The sequence below is a fragment of the Hylemonella gracilis ATCC 19624 genome (genome assembly GCF_000211835.1).
GTDB classification, from domain to species: domain Bacteria; phylum Pseudomonadota; class Gammaproteobacteria; order Burkholderiales; family Burkholderiaceae_C; genus Hylemonella; species Hylemonella gracilis.
In genome coordinates, this window is record NZ_AEGR01000030.1 from 1 (window position 1) to 230 (window position 230).

General features: G+C 58.3%; 1 protein-coding gene. It reads right to left on the minus strand.

Translation table 11 applies throughout. The annotated features are described in order from the left end of the window. Positions 1 to 230 (minus strand): transposase (locus HGR_RS02785; RefSeq protein WP_006296556.1); only part of this gene is annotated, 230 nt, incomplete at both ends.

Below are 230 nucleotides of genomic sequence, written 5' to 3' on the forward strand. Positions count from 1 at the left end.
GTATCCAGGCCATCGCTGTCGTACGCCTTGTCGCCAATCAGATGTTCAGGCTTGGCTTCGATCATGTAGAAGTCAAAGCTCAGTTGCACCAGCGTGACCTCATGGTGATTGGCCGCATGTGTACTCACCGAGAGCGGCAGACCATGTCGATCCACGATAGCCATGATCTTGACGCCCTTGCCGCGCTTGGTCGGCCCTATCGCGTCGCCGCCACCCTTGGCCGAGGCAAA